The sequence below is a fragment of the Rhizobium sp. WYJ-E13 genome (genome assembly GCF_018987265.1).
Lineage (GTDB): Bacteria > Pseudomonadota > Alphaproteobacteria > Rhizobiales > Rhizobiaceae > Rhizobium.
The window spans coordinates 1,594,627-1,616,465 of sequence record NZ_CP076854.1 but is presented as its reverse complement, the minus strand read 5'-3'; the positions used below and the strand labels follow the sequence as shown (position 1 = coordinate 1,616,465).

The window sequence follows — 21,839 nt, the reverse complement described above, 5'->3', positions numbered from 1 at the left end:
GATCCTCGTCAATGTCCGGTCCGCTGCTGCGGCTATGTGTTGAGCCATTATGGCTGCAACAATGACGATCTGGGTTCTTTTCGCGGTGATGACGACCGCAGCGACTGCCATCCTGCTTCATCCGCTTTCGATCTGGGGCCGCAAGGCGGTGAGCGCCAAAGCGGATGCCGGCAAGGTCTACCGCGACCAGCTTTTCGAACTCGACGAGGATATCGCCTCCGGACGTATCTCGCCGGACGAATACGAATTGGCTAAAGCAGAAACGGCGCGGCGTCTGTTTAAGGCTGTGGACAACCGCCGTCCGACGCAGAGCGCGCAACGCTCCGGCAGATGGCTGAAGCACGGGATAGTCGCGTTCTTGCCCTTGCTCAGTATCGCTCTTTACATCTCGCTCGGTTCCCCCGATCTCCCCTCTCGTCCCTTGGCGGCAAGGCTTGCGGAGCCAGGCGAGGATCTCGCAATCCTCGTGAAGAAGATGGAGGATCACCTGGCCGGTCATCCCGAGGACGGGAGGGCATGGGACGTTATTGCCCCCGTTTACCTTAGGATGGGCCGGGTCGATGATGCGGCAAAGGCGTATCGAACCGCCATTCGTCTGGACGGAGCCGATGTGCCCCGCCTGGAAGGGCTGTCGGAAACGCTCATGGCCACCTCAAATGGCATAGTGACGGAAGAGGTGCTCTATGAACTCAAGCAGATCCTCACGCTTGAACCGAACAACCCGCGAGCGCGTTTCTATATTGCTTTGAGCCTGGAGCAGGCCGGCCAGCCGAATGCGGCGCGTGGCGCCTTCGAGTCACTGGCGAAGCAGTCGCCGGCCGATGCGCCGTGGCTGCCGCTGGTCAACGAACATATCGCCAAAAACGGCGGCACGGCGGTTGCACCTTCTGCTGAGCAAGCAGTTCCGGGCGGCCCGACGGAGCAGGATGTGGCGGCGGCTGAGACGTTGAGCACCGGTGACCGCCAGCAGATGATCCGCGCCATGGTGGAAAGCCTGGATGCCAAACTGACCGCCGATCCTGATAATTTCGAGGGCTGGATGCGTCTCGTCCGCTCTTACGCCGTCTTGAACGACAAGGATCGTGCCGCGGATGCCGTAAAGCGCGGGCTTGCCGCCTTCCCGGCCTCGGGCGATCAGGGCAGGCAATTGCTGGCGCTGGCTAGGGAATTCGGCATTGCCACGGAAGGCTCGGTGGCCACGGAAGGATCGGTTGAATGACGCGCAAGCAGAAACGCCTGGCAGTGATTGCCGGCGGCATGAGCTTCATCCTCGTCGCCGTGCTGCTCGTCATGTTCGCCTTCAGCCAATCGGTCGCCTATTTCTACATGCCGGGCGATCTCGCCAACAACCCGGTGGCACCCGGCACCCGCATCCGCCTCGGCGGGCTTGTGAGCAGCGGCAGCGTCGTGCGCGGCGAGGGCTCGGTGGTGCGCTTTGCGGTGACCGACCCGAGCGGAGAGATCGTCAATGTCCGCTACCAGGGCATATTGCCGGACCTGTTTCGCGAGGGGCAGGGGGTGGTGACCGAAGGCAGATTCGAGACCGGCAGCAATGTCTTCACCGCCGATACCGTGCTTGCCAAGCATGACGAGACCTACATGCCCAAGGACGTGGCCGACAGGCTGAAGGCGCAGGGCCTGTGGGAAGAGGGCAAGGGAGCCGCACCGCAGAGCGAGACGACCAAGGGCAAGGCGGCGGTAGGCCAGGAGGCCCAGGCGCAACAGACAAAGGCCCAGCAAACGAAGGCGACGCCATGATCATCGAGATCGGTCACTATGCGCTGGTGCTGGCGCTCGCAACCGCCATCGTCCTGTCGCTCGTGCCGGTCATCGGTGCCAGGCGCGGCGATCAGGCGATGATGGATGTCGCGCCCTTGGGCTCCGTCCTGCTCTTTGCCCTCGTCGCCTTCTCCTTCGGCGTCTTGACCTATGCCCATGTCGTCTCCGACTTCTCGGTTGAGAACGTCTGGGAGAACTCGCATTCGCTGGTGCCGCTGATCTACAAATATTCCGGCGTCTGGGGCAATCACGAGGGATCGATGATGCTCTGGCTCTTGATCCTGTCGCTGTTCAGTGCGCTGGTGGCGATCTTCGGCCGCAATCTGCCCGATACGCTGAAGGCCAACGTTCTCTCGGTCCAGGCCTGGATCTCGGTCGCCTTCATCCTCTTCATCCTCTTGACCTCCAATCCCTTCGTCCGCCTCGATCCGGCCCCTGCCGAGGGCCGCGACCTGAACCCGGTGCTGCAGGATATCGGGCTCGCCATCCATCCGCCGCTGCTCTACCTCGGTTATGTCGGCTTCTCCGTCTGCTTCTCGTTTGCCGTCGCCGCCCTCTTGGACGGCCGTATCGATGCCGCCTGGGCGCGCTGGGTGCGGCCCTGGACGCTGGCGGCTTGGACCTTCCTGACGCTTGGCATCGCCATGGGCTCCTACTGGGCCTATTACGAACTCGGCTGGGGCGGCTGGTGGTTCTGGGATCCGGTGGAGAATGCCTCCTTCATGCCCTGGCTTGCCGGCACCGCACTCTTACATTCCGCCCTCGTCATGGAAAAGCGCGAGGCCTTGAAGATCTGGACGGTGCTGCTCGCCATCCTCACCTTCTCGCTGTCGCTGATGGGTACCTTCCTGGTGCGCTCCGGTGTGCTGACCTCGGTGCATGCCTTTGCCAGCGACCCGAGCAGGGGCGTCTTCATCCTCTGCATCCTGTTGATCTTCATCGGCGGGGCGCTGTCACTGTTTGCCTTCCGCGCGCCGCTGCTGTCGGCCGGCGGGCTGTTTGCGCCGATCTCGCGCGAGGGGGCGCTCGTCGTCAACAACCTGATCCTGACGGTTGCCTGCGGCACGGTTCTGACCGGCACGCTCTATCCGCTGGTGCTGGAGACGCTGACCGGCGACAAGATCTCCGTCGGCGCACCCTTCTTCAACCTGACCTTCGGCCTCTTGATGGCGCCGCTTCTGATCGTCGTGCCCTTCGGACCGCTGCTTTCCTGGAAGCGCGGCGATCTGCTCGGCGCCCTGCAGCGGCTCTATGTCGTGGCCGCACTCGCGCTCGCCGCCGCGCTCGTCTTCTTCTATCTCGAACATGGCGGCCCGGTCATGGCGGTGCTCGGCCTTGCCGCCGGCCTGTTCCTGATCCTGGGCGCGGTGGCCGACCTCTGGTATCGCGCCGGCATCGGCAAGGTGAAGGCGGAGATCGCCTGGCGCCGGCTGACCGGCCTGCCGCGCTCGGCCTTCGGCACCGCGCTTGCCCATGCCGGCCTTGGTGTCACCGTGCTTGGCATCGTCGCGGTCACCACCTTCCAAAGCGAACATGTGGTCGAGATGAAGCCGGGCCAGGCGACGGAGGCGGGCGGCTACGGCGTTGTCTTCGACGGCATGCAGCCGGCCACCGGCCCGAACTATACCGAGGACCGCGGCCACTTCTCGATCCGCCGCGACGGCGCCGAGATCGCCGATGTCTGGTCGGCCAAGCGGCTCTATACCGCAAGGCAGATGCCGACGACGGAGGCGGGCATCCTGACCTTCGGTCTCAGCCAGCTCTATGTCTCTCTCGGCGACGCGACGAAGGACGGCGGCATTGTCGTGCGCATCTGGTGGAAGCCGTTCATTCTGTGCATCTGGGGCGGGGCGCTGATCATGGCGGCAGGCGGCTGCGTGTCGGTGCCCCGAGCCGTAAGGCGAAGGCCAAGGCAACTAAGCCGGCAGCACCGGTCATGGAGCCGGCGGAATGATCAAGCGTCTCCTGTTTGCTCTGACCCTGATGTTGGCGGCCGCCCCGGCCTTTGCCGTCAATCCCGACGAGATGCTCGCCGACCCCGCCCTCGAAGCCCGGGCGCGAACACTGTCCGCCGAACTGCGCTGCATGGTCTGCCAGAACCAGTCGATCGACGATTCCAATGCCGATCTCGCCAAGGATCTGCGCCTCTTGGTGCGCGAGCGCATCACCGATGGCGACAGCGACGACGAGGTGCTGAACTATATCGTCTCGCGCTATGGGGAGTTCGTGCTGCTGAAGCCGCGCTTCAGTGTGCGCACGCTGCTGCTCTGGGGTGCTCCCGTGCTGCTGATCCTCGCCGGTGGGGCCTCGCTCGTCGTCTTTGCCCGCAAGCGAGCCGGCAAACCCACCGGCAGCAAGCTCACGGACGAAGAGCAGGAGAAGCTCGCCGAGTTGCTCGATCCGACACCGCGACTTTGATGGAGGTCAAGGTCGATCCGCCAGCGCCGTCTTACTCTTACCGCACCAGATGTTTCCGAAAAGGAAGGTGCGAGCATGCAGGCCAAGGACATTATGACGAGCAATGTGGTTTCGATCAGCCCCGAGGCGGGGGTTCGCCACGCCATCGCGGTGATGATGCAAAACAACATTAGCGGGCTGCCCGTGGTTGATGACGAAGGGAGGATCTGCGGGATCTTGACCGAGGGCGACCTGCTGCTGCGTCGCGAGATACGGCTTGCCCCGCGCGCTACGCGCAACGCGGAAGTCACCTCCGATGTCGATCTGGACCGCTACATCCGCGGCAATGGCTGGTCCGTCAGAGATATCATGTCACGCGACGTCATCGTCGCCAGCCCTGACAGCGAGGTCTCCGACATCGCGGAAAGCCTTGAGGTCCATCGTATCAAGCGCATTCCGATCGTCGACGACGGACGGCTCGTCGGGATCGTCAGCCGGCGCGATATCCTCGCTCTAATAACCGATGCGCCGACGCTCAGGTTGCCGCGCGAGGATGACGCGATCCTGCTCGCGGTTCAAACACGCCTCAAATACGATCTCGGGCTGACGCCACAGAAGATCCGCGTTTCTGTTCGCAATGGGCAGATCACGCTCGACGGGAATGTGGAAACTGAACTGCAACGCCGTGCCGTGCTGGCGCTCGTCGAAAATCTCGGGTCAGGAGGTTGTCTTGATCGGTTGCAGCTTGTCGCGGATTCGGATCCGGAAAAGCGGTCGCAACCGGCTTGAGCTCAAGTCGTCAAGCCAGCTGTAGATGCGGGCCAGCTGGAGATGCGGGCTACCGGTCAGCTGCCGGTAGCCAATGCCCTGTCGAGAGCGGGACCAAGGTCGGTCGACAGGGTCTTTTCGTCGAGAGGGCCGACCTGCTTGAAGAGGATGCGGCCATTGCGGCCGATGACGAAGGTTTCCGGTACGCCGTAGACGCCCCAATCGATCGCCTCCCTGCCGGTCGGATCCACGCCGACGGCAGCATAGGGGTTTCCGTTGTCGCGCAAGAAGGCGAGAGCGTTGCTGCTGTCATCCTTGTAATTGATGCCTATCAGCTTGATCCGCGGGTCCTTCGACAGCCGCATGAGCGCGCTATGTTCCTGCCGGCAGGGAATACACCAGGACGCGAACACGTTGACGATCGCGACCTGGCCGGAGAGCCCACTATCCTGAAGTCCGGGAGACTGCAGACCGGCAAGCGGCGGCAGATCGATTGCCGGATGTGCGTGACCGATGAGTGCGGAGGGCAGGGCGGAGGGCGAATATCCTTCCGCCGCCTCCCGATAAAGCATGCGCCCGGCAGCTCCGGCAACTGCCACAAAGACGAGCAGCGGCACGGCGGCCAGAAGATAGCGGCGCACCTAGCGGACCTCGTGACGCGCGCGATGCCTGGTCTTCGCCACCACCTCGACCTGCCGGCGATAGGTGCGGCCGCGAAACCAGGTCATCGCGCTCATGGCGATGATGACGGCGAATGCGACCGTATGGGCTGCCAGCACATAGTCCTGATGGGGCATTTCAATTCTCCCTTTGCATTGCGGCCCGTGCGGCCAAGCGATGATGCGACATGAGTCTCCGCCGCCAGATCTCGTTCCTGATGGAAGCCACGTGGAGGGTGAAGAAGAGTGTCGTGAAGGCCAGCCCCATGGTCAGGAGCGGGCGAAAAAATTCGACGTCCAGAACGGGCCCATTCAGCCTGAGCACGCTTGCCGGCTGATGCAGGGTGTTCCACCAGTCGACCGAGAACTTGATGATCGGAATGTTGACGAAGCCCACGACAATGAGAACCGCCGTGACACGGGCGGCGCGCGTTGGTTCGTCGATCGCGCGGTTGATCGCCAGTAGGCCGAGATACATCAGGAAAAGCACGAACATCGAGGTCAGGCGCGCGTCCCACACCCACCAGGTTCCCCACATCGGCTTGCCCCAGAATGCGCCGGTGACGAGCGCCACGAAGGTAAAGGCAGCGCCGATTGGCGCAGCAGCGCGCGCGGCGACATCGGCAAGCGGGTGGCGCCAGACCAGAGAGCCAACGGCGTTTGCGGTCATCACCGTATAACAGAGCATTGCCATCCATGCTGCCGGGACATGGACATACATGATCCTGACAGTCTCACCCTGCTGATAATCGCCATCGGAAACAAAACTCAGATAAAGTCCAATAGCAAAACAGAGGGCAGTGACGATCGAGAGTCCAGGCAGGACCCGATTGGCCAGTTCCAGGAATCTGGCGGGCTGCGCAAGCTTGGCGATGTCGTCTTTGACGCGTTCGACATAGGTCATGCCCCGCTCTAGCGCCCAATGCCGTCAGATTAATTGACCGGGATCAAACTGCGACCATTCATGCGGGCGTGCGTCTCTCATTTCGCTTTCCTGCTATCACAGTCTGAGCCTCGGCCGCGGGGCAGCAGGCTCAGCGCGACATATTTTCGAGGCCTTCTGACGCGGCACGCTTCGGCGGAACGGCTGATAATTGATCGCGGTCAAAGACGATTGCCGCGCAAATGCCAAAAGGGAGACATTCCAGTCCAGGAGACCCTCACCTTGATGATTGCCGCACACGACCGATCCGCCGCTCCGCCCGCCGACGTGACTGCGGGCTCCACACCGCAGCCGCGGAAAAAGAAGCCTGATGTCTCCGGCCTCGTCCGGTTGCTGCCCCTGCTGCGGCCTCACCGGGGCTTGGTGCTCTTGGCAGTGATCTCGCTCGCGGCCGCTGCGCTGATCTCGCTTGCGCTGCCGATGGCGGTCCGCCGGATGATCGATCATGGTTTTGGACAGTCCGACGGTGGCTTCATCAATAGCTATTTCCTGATGCTTCTTGCGCTTGCTATCGCGCTCGCCATAGCAAGCGCCTGCCGCTATTATTTCGTCACGACGCTTGGCGAGCGCATCGTCAGCGATCTGCGTGTGAAGACCTTCCGAAATGTGACGCGGCTGCCGGCAAGCTTTTTTGACGCCAACAGATCCGGCGACATCGCATCGCGACTGTCCGCGGATGCCGCACAGATCAAGTCCGCATTGAACCTCGCCGCATCGGTGGCCCTGCGCAATTCGCTGCTGTGCCTGGGCGCGCTGGTGATGATGTTCGTCACCAGCCCTGGACTTTCCGCCATCACATTGGGTGCCATTCCGCTCGTGATCGCGCCGCTCGTCCTTTTCGGTCGCTCGGTCCGCAGAAAATCGCGGGCAGCACAGGACGCTCTTGCGACCGCATCCGCTTTCGCCAGCGAAATGATCGCCGGAAGCCGGACGGTGCAGGCCTTCAACGGGGAGGCAGCGGCGAGCGAAAGATATGCTCGTGATGTCGAGGCGTCCTATCGCAGCGCCGTCTTTGCCGCCCGCTCGCGTGCGCTCTTGACCGCCGTTGCCATTGCCCTGATTTTCGGAAGCGTCGTCGGGGTTCTCTGGATCGGCGCGCATAACCTGCTTTCCGGGACGCTGTCGGCGGGGAGTCTGAGCCAGTTCCTGCTCTATTCCGTCATTGCGGCAGGGTCGCTGGGCTCGCTCTCGGAGGTCTGGGGCGAACTGGCGCAAGCGGCAGGCTCAGCCGAACGCCTTTTCGAACTGCTCGATGAAGATGCCGGCGAGAGCGAGCCGGCATCGGGTGCTTCGCTCGACCAGCCCGCAAAAGGCGCGATCGAAATCCGGAACCTGCATTTCGGCTATCCGGGCGCTCTGGACAGGCAAGTTCTCACGGGCCTGTCGATGAGCGTGCGGCCCGGCGAGACAGTCGCGCTTGTGGGTGCTTCCGGCTCGGGCAAGAGCACGATCTTTTCGCTCCTGCTCGGTTTCTACAAGGATTATTCCGGCGACATTTCGCTCGATGGCTGCGATGTGCGCACGATCCCCACCGCTGCAGTTCGAGGGGAGATTGCCATCGTGCCGCAGGACTTGACCATCTTCGCGGCGAGTATCGCAGAAAATATCAGTCTCGGACGACCCGATGCCTCGCAGGACGAGATCGCGGCGGCGGCCACGACGGCGAGGGCGCACGGGTTCATTTCCGAACTGTCGGAGAGCTATCGCACCGTGGTCGGCGAGCGTGGGCTCACCCTGTCTGGCGGCCAGCGGCAAAGACTTGCCATCGCCCGTGCTGTCCTGAAGAACGCACCGATCCTTCTGCTGGACGAGGCCACGGCATCTCTCGACGCGGAAAACGAAATGCTCGTGCAGAGGGGGCTCGACGAATTGATGTGCAACCGCACGACGATCGTGATTGCGCATCGGCTTGCCACGGTGCTCAAGGCGGATCGAATTCTGGTGATCGACGGCGGCCGCGTGATCGAGGAGGGGACGCACGCCACGTTGATCCGCAAGGGCGGCGCATATTCCAAGCTTGCTGAACTGCAGTTCGACCTCTCGGAAGCAGCGACGCTCAAGGATGACGCGGCGTGAGCGTTGTTCCAGTCGATCGCCCAGGAGCCTTATCTACTCGCCGTCCCCAGAGACAGCTCGCTTTCCTTGAAGACCGAGATCGATATCGAAGATCTGCGAGCTGAGAAGCCGGCCGATTTTCTCCTAAGCGAGATCCACCAGAGTTCTGCCGAGTAAGGCGAGGGGCGGCACACGTAATGCGCGAGTCTCACAACGGCAAGCCGATGCCGAGTTCAGAACATCGCACAGAGGTTATTGGTTCCGGCTGTTCGACTCCGAGCTAGGTTGACAGAATCGCGCTTCTCGATGAGAACATAAGGCGAACAAATGGGAAGGCGAGCATTCATGATACGTTTCGCGCCGAAGATGCAGCCGGACGCTGCCTCAGCAATCAAAAAGTCGAGCGCCAACATGCGACCCGGCATAGGGCTATCGGACACTTCAACCGGTGCCGCCGAGAATGAAACCGACAAGATGGAAGGGCAGACTGCCAAGGCGATATCGGGATCTGCAGGGCCTGCCGCTGAACTCCTGCAGTTGTCAGGGGAGCCACCTTCGAAAGGCAGAAAAACAGGTTCCAGGAAGCGCAAGGAGGTTGCGCGCATGGAGCAACTCGAAGTCGGCAACCACGGTCACGAACGTGTTGGCGATTTGCTGCTCGACCTTTAACGTAGGCTTCGATTACTGGTGCCGAGACTTTCTTGCGTTTATGATTCTCTTTGAATTTTAAGGGGTCATGCCGCTTCTGCGGTAGGACCTGCGACCGATTTCATGTTGCAAAGTTCATCGATAGTCTGGCGCTGACGGTGCGGCCGATCCATCGGCCACCGTCACAACTGGTCGATATTTTCGGGGCCGATTTGGCCCGGCAAGCAGGGTTGATCGAAGCCCGGCTTGCCGCCCTCATTGATCCCCAATGACGTCGTGGAGGCAGACGAGGTCGAGCGGGTCACCGATGCCCGTCACGCGTAACTAGTTCAGCACCGGTTCGCCAGCAGTGATGCGCTGCTCACCTTCGTCAAACAGGTGAACGGCATCATGGAGCGGAGCGATCCGCAGCACATCGCCAGGGGCCGCCCTGATCCGCTCCCGAAAGACGCAGCTGATCGTTTGCGTGCCAAGACGCGCAATCACCAATGTCTCGGATCCTGTCGGCTCGACGACGGCTGTTGTCACCTCGATGCCGTTGGGGTCGAGCGTGATATGCTCGGGGCGAATGCCGTAGGTGACGGCGCCGGAAGGGTGCCGCTCGCTCGGCAGGATAAACCCGTCTGCCGTCCGGAAACCTTCATTCGTCATGTTCCCCTTGATGAAGTTCATGGCCGGAGAGCCGATGAAGCCGGCGACGAAGAGGTTGTTCGGGCGGTCGTAGAGTTCGAGCGGCGAGCCCGACTGTTCGATCACGCCGTCCTTCATCACGACGATCTTGTCCGCCATCGTCATCGCCTCGATCTGATCGTGCGTGACATAGATCGTCGTGGTCTTCAGCCGCTGATGCAGTTCCTTGATTTCGGATCGCATCTGGACGCGCAGCTTGGCGTCGAGGTTCGACAGGGGTTCGTCGAAGAGGAAGACGGCAGGATCCCGAACGATGGCGCGACCCATCGCAACACGCTGTCGCTGGCCGCCTGACAGTTGCTTCGGATAGCGTTCGAGAAGCGCCTCCAGGCCGAGGATCTTGGCGGCATTGCCGACACGTTGATCGATCTCCGTCTTCGGCATGCGCTTCAGCCGCAACGAGAAGCCCATATTCTTGGCGACCGTCATATGCGGATAAAGGGCGTAGTTCTGGAACACCATGGCGATGTCGCGATCCTTTGGCGCCAGCTCATTGACGATATGCTTGCCGATCTGGATCTCGCCCGAGCTGATGCCTTCCAGTCCGGCGATCATTCTGAGAAGGGTGGATTTGCCGCAGCCCGAGGGACCGACGAGGACCACGAACTCGCCGTCGCGGATATCGACCGATACGCCTTTGATGGCTTTGAAAGCGCCATAGTCCTTGCGTGCATTGTTCACTCTAACATGAGCCATTTTTGTCCTCCCGGGTCGCGCTCAAAGCGTGTTCAAGACGTTTCTCAGGTAAGCGAGGCCGAGGCGTTCGCCCTCCTTTCTGGCCTCGAGATCCTTGCCCGGCCATCCGTAGGCGGGGTCCTCGTGCTCGATCGAAAGTGTGCCGTCGAAGCCGTTGGTCCGCGCCTGGCGCAGGAAACGCTGCCAGTCGAGAAGGCCCTGGCCCGGCAGCTTATACTGCCACCAGCCCTTGCCGTGATAGCCGACTGCCTGCTGCACGACCGCATCGATTGCAGTATCCTTGGCATGGAGAATGGCAATGCGATCCTTGACCGCGTCCATCGCGACATAGGGGTCTACGCCGATGCGGATGAGGTGCGACGGGTCGAATTCAAGACCGAAGCGCCGGTCGGGAATCCGCCTGAAGAGTTCCTGCCAGCCCTTCGGCGTGGTTCCGATGAAGTTGTCCTGGGGCCCCGGCCAGTTTTCGATCGCGAAGACGAGGCCGCTTGACGTCGTCCTGCTGATCAGCCGATTGGCGAATTCGGCAAAATCATCGTAATTGGCTTCGTCGTCGGCACTATCATCACGTCCGGGAAAGATCACGAAGATCGGCACGCCCGCTTCGCCGATCGCCTCGGCAAATTCTTCCGTGCGGGTGCGAAGCTCGCCGCGCTTGCCGCTATTGGCATCAAGCTGGTTGCCGAAGTAGGTGATCGAGGAAACGAAGAGGTTATGGTCGCGGGCAAGTGCCACAGCAGCCCGCACCCTGTCCGGCGTCTTGATATGGCCGCCGACATCGATTTCGATCGCATCGAAACCGGCAGAGGCAGCGAAATCCACCACCTCCTCAAGCGGCCGGTCGTTGAATGTCGATGTATAAAAACCAATTCTCATCAATATCCTCCCAGCGGTCCTGCCGGCTGTTTTAATTGTTCAAGCGATCCATGAATTTGAGAGGCGAGCGGGTGCGTTGCACGGCGTCGGCGGATGCCAGCATCAGGGACGCCGCCATTGGCATCGCCGCAGCACCGAGTGCTGAAGCGTCCTCGCCGATCGAAGCACGATGCAGCGAAGGCAGAGTGTTGTCTCCGGCCGTCAGATGTTCGTGAACGTAGCGCAGCAACTCGTCGATCATACGGATCGGCAGTCGGCCGCCGATGATGATGGCGTCGGGATCGACGATCATGCCGATATGCTTGACCGCAACGGCAAGGGGAGCGCTCATTTCCTTCAGCCACTTTGACACAAGGGCTTTGCCGCGGGCGTCGAGCGTCAGGAGGTCCTGCGGCACGCTCGCATCGACGCCGTGCTCTGCAAGGAACTTGTAGAGGAAAAATATCGTCACCATCTCGCCAAGAAGATCGACCTTGGGGGCGGTCTTGTCCCGGTTGTCGGCGATCGGCAGCCAGCCGATTTCGCCGCTCAGCGCCATGGCGCCGCGATGTCCATTGCCGTCGAGCACCAGGCCACCGCCCAGACAGGCATTGATGGCGATATAAAAGAAGCTGCGGCTTTCCGCGCCGAGGCCATAGTCAAGCTCGGCAAGCGCTGCGGCATTGGTCTCATTTTCAATGAAGACCGGATGCTGCGTCAGGTTTTCGAGTGCTGCGCGCACATCGAATTCCGTCCATTCGGAATAGTCGTCAGGCATGCCGAGGAAAGGAATCTCGCCAAGCCAATCCGGCATCGCAAGCCCGATGCCGGCCAGATGCGCATCATCGATCAGCCGGCTTCGCTGAAAATGCGATATGGCATCGGCCGTCAGCTGCATGAATTCGGCCGGACGGACGTAGCGCTTTTCGTGGTGCACGCGGGCACGCACGTTGCCGACGGCATCGACGGCGACGATCGTCAGATGATCGCGATCGATATTGATGCCGATCGCGAAAAACGCGTCGGGGTTGATCTCAAGCTCGATGGCCGGCTGCCCCCTCAGCCCGTGCCGCCGGCGCGCCTCGATGATCAGGCCTTCGTCCAGCAGACGATCGACGATCCGGGCGATCGCCGGCTTGGTGAAGCCGGTCTGTCTGGCGATTTCGGCACGCGAAATCGGCGCCTGCCGATGGACACAACGCAGCACGACGGCTCTGTTATGCTCGCCTGCATCCTCGACATTGGCCCCCGTCAGATCAGGAGACAATCTGGCGCCGGTCATCTGGTTCATGGTCGGGATCCTCTATCTGCCACGGACACGCAAACCGACCTTACCCTTTCACCGCGCCACTGGTCATGGCGCCGAGGATCAGCCGCTGGAGCGACAGGAACGCCACGATCGCCGGCACGACGGAAATCAGGCAGGCGGCCGCAAGCAGCTGGATGGACGAGTCGGTCTGCATGCCGCGGAAGTTAAAGATTCCGACGCCGATCGGCATCAGGTCATTTTTGGTCAGCAGCAGGAAAGGCACCAGAAATTGCGACCAGCCGGCAATGACGGTGATGATGAAGACCGAGGCGATGCCCGGCGCCGACAAGGGCAGGATGATGCGCCAGAAGACCGAGAAGCGGTTGCAGCCGTCGATCATGGCGGCTTCGTCGAGGCTGCGCGGAATGCCGTCGACGGTGCTCTTCAACAGCCAGGTCGCCAGGGGAACGCCGAGTGCGATATAGACCATGACGACGGCGAAATGCGTGTCCAGCAGGCCGAGGCGGTTCATGTAGCGGTAGAGCGGCACCATGATGACGAGCGGCGAAATCATCTGGAAAAGCAGCAGCCCCATCATCGAGAGGCCCTTGCCGCGGAACTGGAAGCGAGAGAAAGCGTAAGCGGCGGGCAAGGCGACAATCAGCACGCCGAGCCCGCTGAGTGCCGCAAGCTTGAGGCCGTTCCAGAGATAGATCGGAAAATAGCTGTTGTTGAGAACGGTGATGAAATTCTGGATAGTGGGATTGTCGGGAATATAACGCGCCGCGCCGCGATAGACCTCACGCTTGTCACGCAGCGCCATCGACAGGAGATAGGTGAGGGGGCCGGCAAAGAAGATAAACATCACCAGCATGAAGAGATAGCTCATGGCATCGCCGAGCCGTGTTCCGGTGCGTCCGCTCATTGCTCTTCCTCCTTCGGCAGGAACGATGCGTAGACGAAGGCGAGCCCCAGGCTGATGATCAGCATCAGCACCGACAGCACGCTGCCGCCGGAGAGATCGTAGTTTCGGAACACGATATTGAAGACGTAGAGTGAGATCACCTCGGTCGCGCGCCCCGGTCCGCCGCCGGTCAGAGTGATGATCGCGTCGAAGGTGTTGACCGTCTGGATGGTGATCAGGATCATGTTGACGAGGATGGCGGCGCGCAGCTGCGGAAGCGTCACGAAAAAGAACTGCTGCGAGGCGCTGGCGCCGTCGACCTCGGCCGCTTCGTAGAGCGAGGGATCGATCGATTTCAGCGCCGCATACATGACGACCATGGAAAAGGCCGTACCGCGCCAGATGTTCGAGATCAGCGTCGACCAGGGCGCCATAGCTGGGTCCGAAAGCCAGGCAACAGTCGGCATGTGCATGAGCCTCAAAATGCTGTTCAGCGCGCCATAAGGCGCTTCGGAAAACAGCATCTGCCAGATGATGCCGCCGGCAATGCCTGGCACGACCCAGGCGACGAGCGCCGTCGTCCTCAGGATCGTGGTGCCGAAGAGGCCGCGCTTTTCGCCGCGGATGACAGTGACAGCGACCGCAAGACCGAGAATCTGCTGGCCGATGACGCTGCCGCCGACGAAGATCAGCGTCGCCCAGAGAATGTCGGGCAGTTGCGGCGAGCCGAGCGCATTGGCGATCGACCCCAGCGTATAGTCCTGGTTTTCGCCGATTAGCGTCGCATTGGTGAAGGAAAGCCGGAAAACGTCGATGACGGGATACAGGTAGAATATGCCGATGACGACGATCACGGGCATGATCCAGGGCAGGGGCGCACCGGCGAACCGACGCATGAACGTTCTGCTTTGAGGCGGGCTGTCAGCCTCGATGGCAATAGGGCTCATTGGCTTCTCTGTCCGGGTTTGGCACTGTCGGCGGCGCCTGGGACCAGGCGCCGCCGCGGTCGGAAGCGTTGAAAACGCCCGGGATCAGAGACGCTTGTAAGCCTCCATCGCCGCGCTGAAAGCGGCATCCAGGGCTTCTTCCGGTTTCTTCGTTCCCGAGAGCACGTCGCCCATCATGATCTGGATCTGGTTCGAGATCTCCGGATAGATCGGCACGCCGGGACGCGCCTGGCCGTCGACCAGCGCATTGGCGAAGGTCTTGTTGGCTTCCGTCGAGAAGACCTCATACTTGTCGAAGAGCGACTTGCGGGTCGGCAGCTGCTGCTGCAGCGCGTTTGCCGGACCCATATAGACGTCGCGGGCAAGATTGGCGCACATTTCCACCTTGTCCTTGTCCTTGCTGAAGGACGCGATCGTCCATCCGCCGGTGCCTGTGGAACGCTGATCGGCGGTCGGGCCGGGGATCGGCGAGAAGGTCCAGTTCTTGAATTCCTCTTCGTCGAGGGTCGCCTTCAGCTGCGCATATTGCCAGTTGCCGCCGATGAAGAGCGCCGTCGTCGCCGCTGCTGCCGCCGCGTTCATGTCATCGTAATTGGCGATGGTGGTGACGCGCTTGGGAGCCGCACCGGAATCGACGAGATCCTTGAAGTAGTTCAGCGCTTTTAGGAATTTCTCCTTGTTTTCGCCCTCGCCGAAGACCGGCTTGCCGGAATCGTCGACGAGCTTGCCGCCGAGCGCCCAATAGTTCGCCAGCCAGTCGAAGGTGGTGCCTTCCCAGCGCCCGCCGTTGAAGAGGACGCCTTCCATGCCTTCCTTGGTGGAGGCTATAGCGGCCTTCTTCAGATCGTCCCAGGTCTGCGGCGCGTCGGCTACAACAGACTTGTTGCGGTAGAGGACGCGAAGGTCCGTATCCCACCACCAGGCGCGGATCGTCTGGTCCTTGTCGGTGATGCCGCTGCGGATGAAGGGGAAGAGATCGTCGACTTCTTCCTTGGAGAAATAGGGCGTGAAATCCGCCAGCACTTTATTGACCATGAACTGCGAGAGCACGAAGGAGTCGACGGCGGCACAATCCGGCGCATTGCCGGCCTTGGCCTGCTCCAGCATCTTGGCCTGTTCCGTGCCGATGTCGGAGGACATGAACTGCATCTGCAATTTCCAGTCCGGGTGTTTTTTTATGAAGTCGACAAAGAGCTTCTGGTAACCCTCTGCGATGTTGGGGTCGGAATTGTTCGGACTGTCGTTCGTGAGCCGAACCACAAGGGTTTTGGGCGCATCTGCAGCGCCGATCCTGTCCTTTGTCGCCAGCTCCTGGGCAAATGCGGCAGGCACTGAAAATAACATTGTGCTCAGCGCTAATGCGCTGACGAACGCTCTCTTCATGATGGGTCTCCTCCCCATTTTCAACGGATACAGCCTGGTGGTCGATTGACCTCTCCTCATTTCCATGCTGCATTAATTAGATTAAGTTACTTTGATTTGATGTCAAGCCGCAGCTTGGGAGGATTGAGATGCCGGCGACATTCAACACAAGTTAGCGGACCGCCGCCGCACGTCCAGATCACAAAAAATCCAACCACTCCGGGCATCCGCGATGGCGTGGAGAGGTTTTGCCTCGGATACGTGAGATGGCCGAACCTGACATCTATGGAGGATCCGATGCGCTTACTCATTCTCGGCACTGGCGGTATGGCCAACCAGCATGCTGCAAATTTCAAGGCGATCGAAGGCGTCAGCGTGGTGGGCGGGGTCGATGTCGTTCCCGAACGGCTGGCGGCCTTTTGCTCGGAGCACGGCATTCCCAACCATTTCGGCACTCTGGAGGAGGCGCTGGTCTGGGGCGAGTTCGATGCCGTTGCCAATGTCACTCCCGACCGCATTCACCACCCGACGACGCTTCAGGCGATTGCGGCGGGCAAGCATGTCTTTTGCGAAAAGCCGCTGGCGACGGATGCCGTCAAGGCAATGGAAATGACCGATGCCATCGAAAAAGCGGGCAAGGTCGGCATGGTCAACTTCACCTATCGCAATTCGCCCGCGCTGCAGAAGGGCCGGCAAATGGTCCTTGCCGGCGAGATCGGCGAGGTGCGACATGTCGAGGCATCGCACCTGCAGAGCTGGCTTGTGGGGCGTCATTGGGGCGACTGGAAGAGCGAGAGCAAATGGCTGTGGCGCCTCAGCAAGAAACACGGCTCGAACGGCGCGCTCGGCGATATCGGCATCCATATCGTCGATTTTGCGTCCTATGGTTCGGGGCTCGATGTCGCCCACGTCTTCGCGCGGCTGAAAACCTTCAACAAGGCTCCGGGAGACAAGATCGGCGAATATGATCTCGATGCGAATGACAGCTTCACGATGAATGTCGATTTCACAAACGGCGCGATCGGCACCATCCAGGCGACGCGAACGGCCGCCGGCCAGATGGATCAGCTGCGTCTCAGGGTCTATGGCGAGACCGGTTCGATCGAGATGATCTACGACACCGGGAAGTCGACGCTTCGCGCCTGCCTCGGCGAAGATGTTCACACCGCAACATGGCGCGACATCCCCTTCGATCCGGTCGAAACGAACTATCAGCGCTTCGTGCAGGCCGTCAGGGCAGGCAGAACGCAGGAACCTTCGTTCCGCAGGGCGGCGAATATCCAGAAAGTGCTCGACAAGGCGCTTGCCTCGGATGCCAGCCACACAGACGAGGCGCTTGCCTGATCCGCTAAGCCGGGGTCAGGCGGAAACCGGCGGCAGCAGGGTGTTGAGGAAGGGCAGCAATGCCGCCCCCAGCGCGACGCCGCCGCCGCTGAAGCTTGCCGGTTTCATCGGCGAAATCCACGGCGTCAGAAATGGTCGTTTGGATGTGTCGCGGCGTTCGACGGAAAGCTGGTGGATCAGCGCTTCGATAACGCTTCGCGGTAGGTCGCCGCCGATCATGATGACACCTGGCGCAATGAAGCCGGCCATCGCGATGATCGGGTCGAGCAGGTGACTTGCGGCATCACGGATCCACTGCGTCAATTGAGGGGACGACGGCTCCTCGCCCGCAATGAGCCGTTTGAATTCCTCATCGCCGACCAGCGCATGCAGGGCGCCGAAGCCGACCACGGTGTTCAGCCTGACGTTGTCGGGGCCGGTCAGCATGTCGCCGATGCTGCCTGCGCGTCCATGCACGCCGGAATACGGAATGCCGCGGACAAGGAAGCCAGCTTGCACATCCTGGTCAATGATGATCATCGCCAGTCCGCCTTCCGGGGCAGGCGCGCCGATGGTGCGCTCAGCGAGCAGGCTTGCGGTGCATTCGTTCTCGACGTGGCTGCGGAGAAGCGTCGACGTTGCGTCGAGTTCATCGCTTTCTTCTGCGCTCCAGTCGTTTGACCCGATTCCCAGGCCGATGATCGGCAGGTCGGCATGCCGCCCGATGATGTTCTTGGTCACCGAAAGGATTGACGGCACGCGCGTTGTCGGGGTGAGGGGAAAATATTCGCGGTCATGGACCTGACCACTGAGATCGATCAGGACGGCCTCGCCCCTGTCTTGGCGAACCCTGACGCCGATCGAAAACGCGCCATCGGGCCGCAAGGCGAATTCGGTAGCGGTTGCGCCGCTACCTGCGCCAGTGCGGCGATGCGACGTCACCAACCCTCCGTCGCTGAGACGGCGCAGAATGTTGGTGATTCCAGGCCCGGTAAGACCGGAATGCTGGCCGAGTTCCATGCGGGTCAAGGGACCGTGCCGGCGGATCGCCTCCAGGATGACGCGGATATTCCTGTCGGCGATTTCTCCCGATCGCAGACCGATTGTCTTATTCCGCGTAACGGCCGTTTCCTCTGCCTGACGTCGCCGCGGCCCGGATCGAAGATACCGCATGACCGTCTTCCCTAAGCACCTGAATGCTTGTGTATCACAGCCAAAACTCCCGCAACTTATTTCTTGGGCGCTTGACGTGAAAACAAAGTTACTTAATCTAAGAGCGGCCACGCGCCTCGGTTGGAGGAGACGGGACGCGGCGCCTGCGGCCTATTCGCGCGACCAGATTTTCTCCCCGTCCGTCAGTTGCTTATTTTCCAATAGGACCCGCCATGTCTCTCACTATCGCCCAACGCCTCGATCGTTTGAAGGTTCGTACAGCCGAGCTTGCTCACTGGCGCGACAGGCAAAGCGTCGTGATTGACGGCTGGACCTTCGACGGCGAGCCGATTGCCCATCATCAGGATTGGCCGCACCGCAAGGGGATGGTTCATTTCGCGGCATCGGCCACAGTGCCGCGCGACTGGCCGATCGATGAGGTTCGCTTGCAGCTCGATCTCGGTGGCGAGAGCCTGATTACATTGCATTATCCGGGCGGTCAGGCCGAGACATTCGGGCTTGATCCCTACCATCAGGAGTTCCCGATCAAGGGCAGGGAATTCTCGATTGCCACTGACAGCGTCGCGCGGTTTCCCTTTGGTGAGCCGAATAGGGCACCGCGGCTCAACAAGGCGAGGCTGATCTGGCTGGATGAACCGGTGCACAAACTGCACCTCCTTTTGCGGCAGATCGGCGAGGCCGCCGTCGTGCTCGAAAGCCATGAAGTGGTGTCGCACTTGATCGAGGCGGCCGAACGTGCGCTGCGCAGCCTCGACTGGCCCTCGGACACGCCAGCCTATATTTCGCGTATATCCGGTGCAGTCATGCAGCAAAAGATCTGGGAACTGCCGGAGCTTCAGGCAGATCCGGCAGGCCTGACTGAAGCGCAGAGTGCTTCGGCAGGTGCCGCCTATGATATGCTGATCGCACGACTGAAAGAGCTTCAAAAGCGTTTTCCGCCGAACGGCGAACTGCTGCTGACCGGCCACGCCCATATCGACCTCGCCTGGCTCTGGCCCTATGGCGAGACGCGCCGGAAGATGCGGCGCACCTTCAATACCGCGCTGTCGCTGATGGAGCGATCGGACGACTTCCGCTTCAATCAATCGACTGCCCATTATTATGCGCAGATGGAAGAGGATGATCCCGAGCTTCTCGAACGGATCAAGAAGAAGGTCGCCGAGGGCAAGTGGGAAACGGTCGGCGGCATGTGGGTCGAGCCCGATACCAATATGCCGACGGGCGAAAGTCTTGCCCGACAGGTGCTTTACGGGCAGCGCTATTTCGAGAAGCATTTCGGCTTGCGTCATACGGTCTGCTGGCTGCCGGACTGCTTCGGCTTTTCGGGGGCCTTGCCGCAGATCCTGCAACTCGGCGGTATCGACAGTTTCTTCACGATCAAGGTGAACTGGAGCGAGACCAATCACATTCCATCCGACCTTTTCTGGTGGAAGGGGTTGGATGGAAGCAAGGTGCTGACCCATACTTTCGACAATCCCATGCAGGGCTACAATGGTTTCGTGCAACCGGATTGCTTCGTGCCGACCTGGAAGAATTTCCGCGGCAAGGCGCAGCACGACACGTCGCTCTTGGCCGTTGGCTATGGCGATGGCGGCGGTGGCGTGACACCCGAGATGGTCGAACGCGAAGTGCAATTGCGCGACTTCCCGGCGATCCCCAAGGCGCGCTGGGGCACGGTGAAGGGCTTCTACGAAAAGGCTCACCGGACAGCGGCGGAAAAGGAGCTTCCCGTCTGGGATGGGGAAATCTATCTCGAACTGCACCGCGCGACGCTGACGTCGCAAAGCGGCGTCAAGCGCAAGCACCGGCAGGCCGAACGGGCGCTGATTACGGCCGAGACGATCGCTTCGCTCGCGCATCTGCTGGGTGCTGCCAAACCGCAAAGCCTGGAAGCGGACTGGCGCGTCGTCCTGAAGAACGAATTCCATGACATCCTGCCGGGCTCGAGCATCCGCGAAGTCTATATCGATGCCGAACGGGAGCTCGATGGCGCCATCGGCAATGCCAAGGCGGAACAGGACAAGGCGCTGAAGGCGCTATCGGCCCAGCTTCCGGCGGGCGGGGTGGCGGATGCGCTGATTGCCGTTAATCCGTCGCTCGCGCCACGGCCCCTGACCGCCACGCTTTCTGATGGAACGGTCTTGTCATCTGCCGATATTGTCGCTCCGCTTTCCGTCTTGGTCTTCGATCGCAAGGCATTGAAGCCGGCCGGCATGCTGAAAGCCGATGCGCGCAGTCTCGAAAACGAACATCTGTCCGTCGTCATCGGCGCGGACGGCGCCGTTTCGAGCCTTATTCACAAGGCAACCGGTAGGGAGGCTATCGAGGGTTCGGCAAATCAGCTCTGGGTCTACCCTGCCGACAAGCCGCGCAACTGGGATGCCTGGGATGTCGATGCCGATTATGCCGAAAAGGCTATCCGTCTCGACAAGCCTGAGAGCATTACGCTTGCCGAACAGGGGTCACATCGTGCGGCCATCCGTGTCGTTTACCGATACCGGAACTCGACGGTCACCCAGCTTTACGTGCTGACCGCCAATGCCCGCAGGCTCGATATCGAAACAACGATCGACTGGCATGACCGGCGTACCCTGCTCAGGACGCTGAACCCTGTCGCCGTGCGTTCCCGCACCGCCAGTTTCGAATGCGCCTTCGGTATCGTCGAGCGCCAGACGCACATGAACACCTCCTGGGAACAGGCGATGTTCGAAGCTGCTGCGCACCGTTTCGTCGATCTCAGCGAGCCGGGCTTCGGTGTCGCGCTGCTCAACAACGCCAAATACGGGCACAGCGCGCGCGGCAATGTCATAGGCATGAGCCTCGTGCGCTCGCCGATCTATCCCGATCCGCTCGCCGATGAGGGCGAACAGAGCTTCACCTATGCGCTGATGCCGCATGAAGGCGCCTGGCATGAAGGCGACGTTCTGCAGGAAGCGATCGATCTCAATCAGCCGCTCGTCACCCTCGAGGCTAGCGGGCTCTCGGCGGGCACGCTCTCGCCGCTCGGCGTGAAGGGTATACCGGTTGCTTTTTCGGGGCTGAAGCCGGCAGAGGAAGGAGACGGCCTTATCTTGCGCCTTTACGAGCCGGCGGGTCGGCGCGGCAGGCTTTCGCTCGCCTTGCCCTCGGGCTGGCAGGCTTCGGGGCCTTTGAACATCCTCGAAGAGCCGATCGAACGTGCGGGACCTGTCGACATCATGCCGTTTGAAATCCGGACCTGGCGGCTGCAACAAAGCTGATCGCGATGCGCAGCGCTTGTATCGAGAGGATGCGGAAAAGAGGCCGCGGCGGCTGCATGACGAGCGGATGATGACGTTCTTGGTCGGATTTCAACATGTCGCAGTAGCCCAGCTCGCATCGGGCACTATCTTCGGATCTGTCCTTTCACCAG

18 protein-coding genes and 2 pseudogenes are annotated in these 21,839 nt (G+C 61.2%); 10 read left to right on the top strand and 10 right to left on the bottom strand.

Annotation, left to right across the window (positions count from 1 at the left end):
* Positions 1-61 precede the first annotated feature (61 nt).
* The 5 genes and pseudogenes from ccmI to KQ933_RS28845 all read left to right on the top strand — a co-directional run bounded on the left by ccmI (position 62) and on the right by KQ933_RS28845 (position 4,965).
* The gene (gene ccmI / locus KQ933_RS28865; RefSeq protein WP_216759409.1) at positions 62-1,219 is read left to right on the top strand and encodes a c-type cytochrome biogenesis protein CcmI; all 1,158 of its coding nucleotides are present in this window, start codon (positions 62-64) and stop codon (positions 1,217-1,219) included.
* Entirely contained in the window at positions 1,216-1,758 is a 543-nt protein-coding gene (ccmE, locus tag KQ933_RS28860; RefSeq protein ID WP_216759408.1) for a cytochrome c maturation protein CcmE, read from the top strand. Before ccmI ends, ccmE begins: the two co-directional genes overlap by 4 nt.
* Positions 1,755-3,733, top strand: a pseudogene (locus tag KQ933_RS28855) (heme lyase CcmF/NrfE family subunit). The gene ccmE and the pseudogene KQ933_RS28855 overlap by 4 nt, the downstream one beginning before the upstream one ends.
* A complete protein-coding gene (locus tag KQ933_RS28850; protein WP_216760857.1) occupies positions 3,730-4,197 on the top strand; it encodes a cytochrome c-type biogenesis protein in 468 nt (155 codons plus the stop codon). The pseudogene KQ933_RS28855 and the gene KQ933_RS28850 overlap by 4 nt, the downstream one beginning before the upstream one ends.
* Before the next feature lie 75 nt (positions 4,198-4,272).
* A complete protein-coding gene (locus KQ933_RS28845; RefSeq protein WP_216759407.1) occupies positions 4,273-4,965 on the top strand; it encodes a CBS domain-containing protein in 693 nt (230 codons plus the stop codon).
* Between the two features lie 56 nt (positions 4,966-5,021).
* On the opposite strand, the gene KQ933_RS28840 is transcribed toward KQ933_RS28845, so the two are convergent.
* From KQ933_RS28840 to KQ933_RS28830, 3 genes are read right to left on the bottom strand one after another with little or no spacing between them, the layout of a single operon-like run.
* Positions 5,022-5,585 carry a DsbE family thiol:disulfide interchange protein gene (locus tag KQ933_RS28840; protein WP_216759406.1) on the bottom strand — a complete coding sequence of 188 codons (564 nt, stop codon included), beginning with the start codon at positions 5,583-5,585 and terminating at the stop codon, positions 5,022-5,024.
* Positions 5,586-5,741 (bottom strand): heme exporter protein CcmD, encoded by a 156-nt coding sequence (locus KQ933_RS28835; RefSeq protein ID WP_216759405.1) that lies wholly within the window; start codon positions 5,739-5,741, stop codon positions 5,586-5,588. It lies immediately after the preceding gene.
* A 1-nt stretch (position 5,742) separates the two neighbouring features.
* Complete coding sequence (locus KQ933_RS28830; protein WP_216759404.1) at positions 5,743-6,507, bottom strand: heme ABC transporter permease; 765 nt, start codon at positions 6,505-6,507, stop codon at positions 5,743-5,745.
* 264 nt (positions 6,508-6,771) lie between these two features.
* Here KQ933_RS28830 and KQ933_RS28825 point away from each other — a divergent pair, with 264 nt between their 5' ends.
* The 3 genes and pseudogenes from KQ933_RS28825 (at position 6,772) to KQ933_RS28820 (ending at position 9,270) form a co-directional block, all read left to right on the top strand.
* Complete coding sequence (locus KQ933_RS28825; RefSeq protein ID WP_216760855.1) at positions 6,772-8,622, top strand: ABC transporter transmembrane domain-containing protein; 1,851 nt, start codon at positions 6,772-6,774, stop codon at positions 8,620-8,622.
* A 6-nt stretch (positions 8,623-8,628) separates the two neighbouring features.
* Positions 8,629-8,730: pseudogene (locus KQ933_RS33860) on the top strand (LysR family transcriptional regulator); the annotation flags it as partial.
* Between the two features lie 216 nt (positions 8,731-8,946).
* Positions 8,947-9,270, top strand: coding sequence for a hypothetical protein (locus tag KQ933_RS28820; RefSeq protein ID WP_216759403.1), 324 nt, complete (start codon positions 8,947-8,949; stop codon positions 9,268-9,270).
* A 303-nt stretch (positions 9,271-9,573) separates the two neighbouring features.
* Here the strand turns inward: KQ933_RS28820 and KQ933_RS28815 are convergent, their stop codons facing one another.
* The 6 genes from KQ933_RS28815 to KQ933_RS28790 all read right to left on the bottom strand — a co-directional run bounded on the left by KQ933_RS28815 (position 9,574) and on the right by KQ933_RS28790 (position 15,973).
* Positions 9,574-10,635 carry an ABC transporter ATP-binding protein gene (locus tag KQ933_RS28815; protein WP_216759402.1) on the bottom strand — a complete coding sequence of 354 codons (1,062 nt, stop codon included), beginning with the start codon at positions 10,633-10,635 and terminating at the stop codon, positions 9,574-9,576.
* 21 nt (positions 10,636-10,656) lie between these two features.
* The gene (locus KQ933_RS28810) at positions 10,657-11,511 is read right to left on the bottom strand and encodes a sugar phosphate isomerase/epimerase (RefSeq protein WP_216759401.1); all 855 of its coding nucleotides are present in this window, start codon (positions 11,509-11,511) and stop codon (positions 10,657-10,659) included.
* A gap of 31 nt (positions 11,512-11,542) precedes the next feature.
* The gene (locus tag KQ933_RS28805) at positions 11,543-12,781 is read right to left on the bottom strand and encodes an ROK family transcriptional regulator (protein ID WP_216759400.1); all 1,239 of its coding nucleotides are present in this window, start codon (positions 12,779-12,781) and stop codon (positions 11,543-11,545) included.
* Positions 12,782-12,821: 40 nt separating this feature from the next.
* On the bottom strand, positions 12,822-13,664 hold the full coding sequence (locus KQ933_RS28800) for a carbohydrate ABC transporter permease (protein ID WP_216759399.1): 843 nt from the start codon (positions 13,662-13,664) through the stop codon (positions 12,822-12,824).
* Positions 13,661-14,590 carry a carbohydrate ABC transporter permease gene (locus tag KQ933_RS28795; RefSeq protein ID WP_216759398.1) on the bottom strand — a complete coding sequence of 310 codons (930 nt, stop codon included), beginning with the start codon at positions 14,588-14,590 and terminating at the stop codon, positions 13,661-13,663. Before KQ933_RS28795 ends, KQ933_RS28800 begins: the two co-directional genes overlap by 4 nt.
* An 84-nt stretch (positions 14,591-14,674) precedes the next feature.
* Positions 14,675-15,973, bottom strand: a complete 1,299-nt coding sequence (locus tag KQ933_RS28790) for an ABC transporter substrate-binding protein (RefSeq protein ID WP_216759397.1) — start codon at positions 15,971-15,973, stop codon at positions 14,675-14,677.
* A gap of 276 nt (positions 15,974-16,249) precedes the next feature.
* Between KQ933_RS28790 and KQ933_RS28785 the strand changes: the two genes are divergently transcribed.
* Complete coding sequence (locus KQ933_RS28785) at positions 16,250-17,296, top strand: Gfo/Idh/MocA family protein (RefSeq protein WP_216759396.1); 1,047 nt, start codon at positions 16,250-16,252, stop codon at positions 17,294-17,296.
* A gap of 15 nt (positions 17,297-17,311) precedes the next feature.
* Here the strand turns inward: KQ933_RS28785 and KQ933_RS28780 are convergent, their stop codons facing one another.
* Positions 17,312-18,448 carry an ROK family transcriptional regulator gene (locus KQ933_RS28780; protein ID WP_216759395.1) on the bottom strand — a complete coding sequence of 379 codons (1,137 nt, stop codon included), beginning with the start codon at positions 18,446-18,448 and terminating at the stop codon, positions 17,312-17,314.
* 212 nt (positions 18,449-18,660) lie between these two features.
* On the opposite strand from KQ933_RS28780, the gene KQ933_RS28775 reads away from it, so the two are divergent.
* Complete coding sequence (locus KQ933_RS28775) at positions 18,661-21,687, top strand: glycoside hydrolase family 38 C-terminal domain-containing protein (RefSeq protein ID WP_216759394.1); 3,027 nt, start codon at positions 18,661-18,663, stop codon at positions 21,685-21,687.
* Positions 21,688-21,839 lie beyond the last annotated feature (152 nt).

Excerpts from the sequence above, each read along its gene's own strand:
- ccmI (WP_216759409.1), top strand. The coding sequence starts at position 62 with ATGACGATCTGGGTTCTTTTCGCGGTGATGACGACCGCAGCGACTGCC.
- ccmE (WP_216759408.1), top strand. The coding sequence starts at position 1,216 with ATGACGCGCAAGCAGAAACGCCTGGCAGTGATTGCCGGCGGCATGAGC.
- KQ933_RS28850 (WP_216760857.1), top strand. The coding sequence starts at position 3,730 with ATGATCAAGCGTCTCCTGTTTGCTCTGACCCTGATGTTGGCGGCCGCC.
- KQ933_RS28845 (WP_216759407.1), top strand. The coding sequence starts at position 4,273 with ATGCAGGCCAAGGACATTATGACGAGCAATGTGGTTTCGATCAGCCCC.
- KQ933_RS28835 (WP_216759405.1), bottom strand. The coding sequence starts at position 5,741 with ATGCCCCATCAGGACTATGTGCTGGCAGCCCATACGGTCGCATTCGCC.
- KQ933_RS28830 (WP_216759404.1), bottom strand. The coding sequence starts at position 6,507 with ATGACCTATGTCGAACGCGTCAAAGACGACATCGCCAAGCTTGCGCAG.
- KQ933_RS28825 (WP_216760855.1), top strand. The coding sequence starts at position 6,772 with ATGATTGCCGCACACGACCGATCCGCCGCTCCGCCCGCCGACGTGACT.
- KQ933_RS28820 (WP_216759403.1), top strand. The coding sequence starts at position 8,947 with ATGATACGTTTCGCGCCGAAGATGCAGCCGGACGCTGCCTCAGCAATC.
- KQ933_RS28815 (WP_216759402.1), bottom strand. The coding sequence starts at position 10,635 with ATGGCTCATGTTAGAGTGAACAATGCACGCAAGGACTATGGCGCTTTC.
- KQ933_RS28810 (WP_216759401.1), bottom strand. The coding sequence starts at position 11,511 with ATGAGAATTGGTTTTTATACATCGACATTCAACGACCGGCCGCTTGAG.
- KQ933_RS28805 (WP_216759400.1), bottom strand. The coding sequence starts at position 12,781 with ATGAACCAGATGACCGGCGCCAGATTGTCTCCTGATCTGACGGGGGCC.
- KQ933_RS28800 (WP_216759399.1), bottom strand. The coding sequence starts at position 13,664 with ATGAGCGGACGCACCGGAACACGGCTCGGCGATGCCATGAGCTATCTC.
- KQ933_RS28795 (WP_216759398.1), bottom strand. The coding sequence starts at position 14,590 with ATGAGCCCTATTGCCATCGAGGCTGACAGCCCGCCTCAAAGCAGAACG.
- KQ933_RS28790 (WP_216759397.1), bottom strand. The coding sequence starts at position 15,973 with ATGAAGAGAGCGTTCGTCAGCGCATTAGCGCTGAGCACAATGTTATTT.
- KQ933_RS28785 (WP_216759396.1), top strand. The coding sequence starts at position 16,250 with ATGCGCTTACTCATTCTCGGCACTGGCGGTATGGCCAACCAGCATGCT.
- KQ933_RS28780 (WP_216759395.1), bottom strand. The coding sequence starts at position 18,448 with ATGCGGTATCTTCGATCCGGGCCGCGGCGACGTCAGGCAGAGGAAACG.
- KQ933_RS28775 (WP_216759394.1), top strand. The coding sequence starts at position 18,661 with ATGTCTCTCACTATCGCCCAACGCCTCGATCGTTTGAAGGTTCGTACA.